8 protein-coding genes are annotated in these 6,327 nt (G+C 65.6%); 6 read left to right on the forward strand and 2 right to left on the reverse strand.

Going from position 1 to position 6,327, the window contains the following annotated elements; genetic code table 11:
* From ACLL97_RS04325 to ACLL97_RS04350, 6 genes are all read left to right on the forward strand, one after another.
* Positions 1-855, forward strand: an 855-nt coding sequence (locus ACLL97_RS04325; protein ID WP_411279248.1) for a sensor histidine kinase, incomplete at its 5' end; no start/stop codon positions are given.
* Positions 848-1,321, forward strand: coding sequence for an ATP-binding protein (locus ACLL97_RS04330; RefSeq protein WP_411279249.1), 474 nt, complete (start codon positions 848-850; stop codon positions 1,319-1,321). The genes ACLL97_RS04325 and ACLL97_RS04330, both read left to right, overlap by 8 nt.
* A gap of 2 nt (positions 1,322-1,323) precedes the next feature.
* Positions 1,324-1,677, forward strand: a complete 354-nt coding sequence (locus ACLL97_RS04335) for an STAS domain-containing protein (protein ID WP_411279250.1) — start codon at positions 1,324-1,326, stop codon at positions 1,675-1,677.
* Complete coding sequence (locus ACLL97_RS04340) at positions 1,674-2,528, forward strand: patatin-like phospholipase family protein (protein WP_411279251.1); 855 nt, start codon at positions 1,674-1,676, stop codon at positions 2,526-2,528. The genes ACLL97_RS04335 and ACLL97_RS04340 overlap by 4 nt, the downstream gene beginning before the upstream one ends.
* A gap of 10 nt (positions 2,529-2,538) precedes the next feature.
* Positions 2,539-3,459, forward strand: coding sequence for a patatin-like phospholipase family protein (locus ACLL97_RS04345; protein ID WP_411279252.1), 921 nt, complete (start codon positions 2,539-2,541; stop codon positions 3,457-3,459).
* Positions 3,456-4,646 (forward strand): PP2C family protein-serine/threonine phosphatase, encoded by a 1,191-nt coding sequence (locus ACLL97_RS04350; protein WP_411279253.1) that lies wholly within the window; start codon positions 3,456-3,458, stop codon positions 4,644-4,646. The genes ACLL97_RS04345 and ACLL97_RS04350 overlap by 4 nt, the downstream gene beginning before the upstream one ends.
* A gap of 114 nt (positions 4,647-4,760) precedes the next feature.
* Here the strand turns inward: ACLL97_RS04350 and ACLL97_RS04355 are convergent, their stop codons facing one another.
* Complete coding sequence (locus tag ACLL97_RS04355; RefSeq protein ID WP_411279254.1) at positions 4,761-5,339, reverse strand: DNA-3-methyladenine glycosylase; 579 nt, start codon at positions 5,337-5,339, stop codon at positions 4,761-4,763.
* 1 nt (position 5,340) lies between these two features.
* Positions 5,341-6,327 (reverse strand): hypothetical protein (locus tag ACLL97_RS04360; RefSeq protein WP_411279255.1); only part of this gene is annotated, 987 nt, incomplete at its 5' end.

Genomic DNA, 6,327 nt, shown 5'->3' on the forward strand with positions numbered 1-6,327 from the left:
GACGTCGCCACGGAGGCGCAGCAAAAGGCGGAATCGGCCAGCCGCGCCAAGAGCATGTTCCTGGCAAACATGAGCCACGAGCTGCGCACGCCGCTGAACGCCATCATCGGCTATAGCGAAATGCTGCAGGAAGACGCCGCCGACATGACGCCGGGCGAGATCGCCAGCGACCTCAAAAAGATCACGGTCGCCGGCAAGCATCTATTAGGACTGATCAACGACGTGCTCGACTTCTCGAAGATCGAAGCCGGGCGCATGGACCTCAATCTCGAAACCGTCGATGTGGCGACGCTGATGCGCGAGGTGGAAGGCACCGCCGCGCCGGTCGTGAAGAAGCAGGGCAATCAGTTCGAGGTCCACAGCGAGGCCGACGTGGGCCGCATGACGGCCGATCCCGGCAAGGTGCGTCAGGTGCTGCTCAATCTCCTCTCCAATGCCGGCAAATTCACCACCAACGGCACGGTGACCTTGCGTGCCGTGCGCACCGAACGGCACGGTGAGGACTTCTTGGCGCTCAGCGTGGAGGACACCGGCATCGGACTCACCCGCGAGCAGTTCGGCCGTCTCTTTCAGGCGTTCGCACAGGCTGACGCCACCACGCAGCGCGATCACGGCGGCACGGGGCTCGGCCTCGCGCTCTGCCGGCGCTTTACGCTGATGATGGGTGGCGACATCGAAGTGGAATCGAAAGCCGGCAGCGGCTCCACGTTCACCGTCATGCTCCCCGCCCAGGGACCGGCACCGGACTCCATCGAGTCAGCGGCGGGCGACGAGGTAGACGACTCCGAACCGATCTCCTTCCAGACCCGTATGTACCAGATTCCCCTCGCCAGCGGAAAGAGCCTGCATGACTGAGCCCTCCGACTCCCACGCCGAGCGCATCCTCGCCCTGTCACCGCTCACGCTCGACCGGCTGGGCGACATCCGGCAGTTCCTCCGCGAGACGCTCGCCGACCTAGGTTGCGCGGGCGTCACCGATGCGATTGTACTCGCCGTTGATGAAGTGTGCGCCAACCTCGTGGAACACGCGACCGACGGACTCGCTCCCGGACCAACACGCGTTTCCGTGCGCCGGAGCGGAGATGATGCCATCATTGTCGTAGAAGACCGCGGGCAGCCGTTCGATCCCGCCGATGCCCCAGCTCCCGATCTCGTTTCCGACTGGATAGACCGCCCGATCGGCGGTCTCGGCTGGTTTCTCGTGAAGCAGATGGTGGACGATCTGAGTTACGACTCGGTGTCCAGCGCGCAGGGCATGCTGAACCGATTGACGCTTATCAAGCGCGGCGCCGCCAGCGCTTCCTCTTCAGGACCTGTTTAGCCATGCAGATATCGATCACACAGCAGGAGCACGTCACGATCGTGGCGGTTGCCGGCAGCATCGATGCGCTCACCGCCGATACGTTGGTCACGGCCCTGTTCGACGAAGTCGCGGCCGGCAGAACGCGACTCGTGGCCCACTTCGGCGCCGTCGAGTACACCAGCAGCGCCGGACTGCGGGTGCTGTTGTCCACGCTCAAGGAAGCGCGCCAGCGCGGGGGCGATCTGCGGATCGCCGATATCCGCCCAAATGTGCGACAGGTGCTGGAGTTGAGCGGATTCACCAGCATCCTTAAATGCTTCGCGGATGTCGACAGTGCCGTCGCCAGCTTCGCGAACATGGGCGGCGCCAAGTGAGCCGTGAGGGGAACGGCATTGCGCTGGTGATCGGGTCGGGTGGCGTGAAGTGCGCGGCCGCGATTGGACTCCAGCGATGTCTGGCTCGTGAGTCGATCGATATCGACCTGGTAGTCGGCTGCAGCGGTGGATCGATTTACGCGGCCGCGATCGCGCTGGGAAGGAATGCCGAAGAAGCGGCAGCGATGAGCACCTCGCTGTGGACCCGTGACGTGACCGCGCAGCCCGATCGCGCGGCGCTGATGCGCATGCTGTTCCCCAAGTTGCTCGGCTTCACCGAACGGTTCGGCCTCAAGAAGGACCACGTGGTGTGGGAGCGACTGACGAGCGCCTTCGGCGATCTCACCTTTGCCGACTGCAAGATCCCGCTCTTTATCACCGCCACCGATTTCCGCACCGGCGAGCAGGTCACGATCAGCGAAGGCCGCATCGCGGATGCCGTGCGCGCCAGCATTGCGATTCCGTTTGCGTTCGCCCCCTGGGAGGTGAACGGCCGGCTGTGCATCGACGGGTTTCTCTCCGATCCGCTGCCGGTGGGGGTGGCGATTCGCGAAGGCGCGCATGTGATCATCGCCATGGGATTCGAAAGTCCGTACCAGGAACGGGTCACGTCGGGGGGACGCTTCGCGTTCCAGCTCAGTAGCATCATGACGAACAACCTGCTCAAGGCCTCGTTCGCGTTCCACGGACTCGCGCACCACAGCGAAGTGATCGCGGTGATTCCGCAGTTCTCGCAGCGTATCCGGTTGTTCGATACCGGAAAGATCCCGCTCCTCATCGATGAGGGTGACGCCGCGATGCGCGAACAGCTTCCGTACCTGCGTCGGCTCTTGGCCGCGGTGCCTTCATGACCGCCCGCTGATGTCTATCCGACTTGGCTCCACCGGTGAACGGTCACTCGGGGACTTTGGCGAACGCCGCGCGCGCATCGGCTTGGTGATCGGGTCCGGCGGCATCAAGTGCACCGCCGCAGTGGGACTGCTCAAGGTGCTCGAGCGGGAGAAGATTCCGGTGGACGTCGCGGTGGGGTGCAGTGGCGGTGCGATCTACAGCGCGCTCTACGCCCTCGGAGACAGTGCCGCCGACATCGAGCGGCAAACGCTCGTGCTGTGGAAGGACCTCTTCAACAAGCTGCATTACCGCTCCCTGCTGCGCGCGATCGCCCCGATGTTCATGGGCTATCACGAGCGCGTGGGCATGGTGGACGACCGGCAGGTGTGGAAGGTGCTCGAATCGCTGTTCGGCGAGCGCACCTTTGCCGACACCAAGATCCCGCTGCTGCAGTCAGCCACCGATTTTCGCACGGGCGACAAAGTCGTACTCGATTCGGGACGTATCACTGACGCCACGCGGGCCAGCATCGCGATCCCGATGCTGCTGCGCGCCTGGGAAGTCGATGGCCGCATGCTGGTGGACGGGGGCGCGTCGAACCCGCTCCCGATCGATGTCGCAATCCGTGAAGGCTGCGACATCATCCTCGCGATGGGCTTCGAAAGTCAGATGAACGCCGAGGTCCGTTCACTGGTGAATGCGCTGGGGCGAACGTCCACGATCGTAACCAATCACCTGCTCCGCGCCACCTTCGCCTTCTATAGTGTGGCCCACCACGCCGAAGTGCTGCCGATCATGCCCATTCTCGATCGCCACATCGGTCTCACCGAGACGCAGCACATCCCGTATCTCATCGAACAGGGCGAACGCGCCGCTGAAGAACAGATGCCGTACTTGCGACGCTTGCTGCAGGCATCGATGGCCGCCCCGCTTCCGACGCCCGGCCTGTGACGACTCCGATGGCCGACGACCGGTCGGCCCCGGCACGCATCATGGTGGTCGACGATGTCGAAGTGAACCGCGATCTGCTGTCGCGTCGCCTGCAGCGGATGGGACATGTCGTGACGACCGCCAACGACGGACAGGAAGCGCTCGACCTGACGCGCGAAGGGAACTGGGATCTGATCATGCTGGACGTCATGATGCCGGTGCTCGACGGCATCGGCGCACTCACGGCGCTCAAGGCGAACGAGAGCACGCAGCACATTCCGGTCATCATGATTTCGGCCAACACCGAACTCGAGACCGTTGTGAAGTGCATCGAGCTGGGGGCGGAAGACTATCTCCCGAAGCCGTTCGATCCCGTGCTGCTGCGGGCGCGCGTGGGTGCATCACTCGAGAAGAAGCGACTGCGCGACCGCGAGCAGGCGCGCAGCCGACGCATGCAGAAAGATCTGGAGGTGGGCGCCCGCATTCAGCGCGACTTTCTTCCAGAGAGCCTGCCCACGGTTCCCGGCTATCAGTTCGCGGCACGTTTTGAACCGGCGCGCGAAGTGGGCGGTGATTTCTACGACGCGTTCCGTTTGCCCGACGGCGCGGTGGCGCTCGTGCTGGGCGATGTGTGCGACAAGGGCGTCGGTGCCGCGCTGTTCATGGCGCTGTTTCGATCCCTGATTCGCGCCGTGTCTGCCTCGCAGATCGGGTCGCACTCAGTGGAGATGCTGGAGTCGAGGGTGTTGCATGCGGTCACGGTGACGAACGACTACATCGCCAACACCCACGGCCGGGCGAACATGTTCGCGACGCTATTCGTAGGGGCGCTCGATCCGGCCACCGGGACGATCGCCTATGTGAATGGTGGGCACGAACCGCCGCGCGTGGTCCGCGCCACCGGCACCGTGCGCGCCATGCTGCCGCCAACCGGACCGGCCGTGGGCATGCTGCCGGAGATCCCGTTTACCGCCGGCACGATCGTCCTCGAGCCGGGCGAGACGCTGCTGGTGCTGACCGATGGGATCACCGAGTCCCGGGCGCCAAACGGACTGTTGTTCGGCGACGACGCCACGGATGCGCTCCTGACCGCGCCTGCCGACTCGGTCGATGTCCTGCTCGACCGAGTGCTCGACGCCGTGCACGAGCATGCCGCGGGCGAGCCGGCGGCGGATGACGTGACGTTGTTGGCGGTCCGGCGGGCATAGCGTGTGAGGCGGAGTCCACTCACGACTCCACACTTTTACTCAATACCTTCCACTCACGTGAGTCTTTCGTGGTGAGTGGAAGTTTGGCGTTGTGGGTTCCCTACTCCCTACTCCCTACTCCCTACTTCGCACTACAAACCGCAGCGGCCACTCCACCGCCTTGCTGATCCCGACTCGCGGACCCACTTCGACTTGATCGTCCGATACCGGCACCCCGGCATGAATGGTCAGCGCCGAACCACCGGTGAGCATAGCACCATCGAGCGAGCGAGCGATGCCGAGGGCGGCGCAGAGTTTGGCCGGCCCGTCGCAAAGCTGGGCGTCACGGGACGCCTTGGGGCGTCGCGAGCGCATGCGCTCAAGGCCTTCCAGCGGCTCGAGCGCACGAATGAGTACGGCGCTGCCGAAACCTTCTTCGCGCGTGACCGCGTTGACGCACCAGTGCATGCCGTACACGAAGTACACGTAGGCGATGCCCGGCGGGCCGAACATGTGCCACGTGCGCGCGGTGCGGCCTACTGCCGAATGCGACGCCGGATCGTGGGGGCCGAGGTACGCCTCGGTCTCCACGATCCGGCCACTGACAGCTCCCAGCGCATCCTCCAGGCGCAGGACGGCGCCAAGGAGCTCGCGGGCCACCACTGCCGGATCCCGGTCGTAAAACCCGGCCGGCAGTGGGGCACCGAACAGCATGTTAACGCTTCTTCGCGGCCTTCTTGGCCGGGGCCTTCGCGGCCGCCTTCTTGGCGACAGGAGCCGGAGCCTTGGCCGCCGTCTTTACCGCCTTGGCAGGGGCCTTGGCGGCCTTGGGCACGGGCTTCGCCGGTGCCTTCGCCGGTGCCTTCGCCGGTGCTTTGGCTGCCGCCTTCTTCGCGGCGGGAGCAGATGTCTTGACCGGAGCGGTCTTGGCCGGAGCCGCCTTCTTGGCCGCCGGCTTGGCCCCACGACCACGGGCCGGAGCGGCCGGAGCCGCCGACAGGTCGACCACGGCGTGAGCGACGGTCGGAGCGACTGCCGGAGCGACTGCCGGAGCGACAAAACCCGGGGCCGGAGCCACCGGAGCTGGAATAGCCGCGGCCGTCGTGCCGTTGGTCGCTGGAGCCACAGCTCCAACCGGACGGGCACCGACCACGCCGAACATGAGCAGGTCGGCTGGCGGACCGGCCGGGGCACGTCCACGCGATCCACCGCGCGGAGCGACACCGCGGGCACCCATGCCGCGTGGCGCCTGCGGGAGCAGTGCCGCGGCCGCCTTGGCCTCGGCTTTTTGCGCATCGTCGACCGTCTTGAGCTGCTCCACGATCGATGCCGCGTCAGCGGCCCGAGCGACTTCGAAGTCGTTTCCACGACGACGGAGGTCAATCATGTTTGCGTCGTGCGCGTCCTGCAGGATGCGCTCGAACATGCGCGAACTCAGCGACTCGCTGTCGCGGCCGAGCAGTTCGAACGCCTTCGTGCGCGCCGCGCTGGCGCTCGTCGCGTCATCACCCTGCACCAGCGCTTCGACGGCGCGGCGTACCAAGTCGAACGCCTCACTGCGCGTGAGACGCTCACCACTGCTACCGATGTGACCAGCCACCGCCGAACCGAAGCTCGGGGTGGCCGTCGGCGTGGCCGTCGGCGTGGCGGCAACCGGCGCGGTAAACACCGGAGCAACGACAGCGCGAGCGGCCGGCACGAA

The organism is Gemmatimonas sp. (genome assembly GCF_046594945.1).
In the GTDB taxonomy this organism is placed as follows: Bacteria; Gemmatimonadota; Gemmatimonadetes; order Gemmatimonadales; family Gemmatimonadaceae; genus Gemmatimonas.

Coding starts and splice junctions, on each gene's coding strand:
- ACLL97_RS04330 (WP_411279249.1), top strand. CDS start 848: ATGACTGAGCCCTCCGACTCCCACGCCGAGCGCATCCTCGCCCTGTCA.
- ACLL97_RS04335 (WP_411279250.1), top strand. CDS start 1,324: ATGCAGATATCGATCACACAGCAGGAGCACGTCACGATCGTGGCGGTT.
- ACLL97_RS04345 (WP_411279252.1), top strand. CDS start 2,539: ATGTCTATCCGACTTGGCTCCACCGGTGAACGGTCACTCGGGGACTTT.
- ACLL97_RS04355 (WP_411279254.1), bottom strand. CDS start 5,339: ATGCTGTTCGGTGCCCCACTGCCGGCCGGGTTTTACGACCGGGATCCG.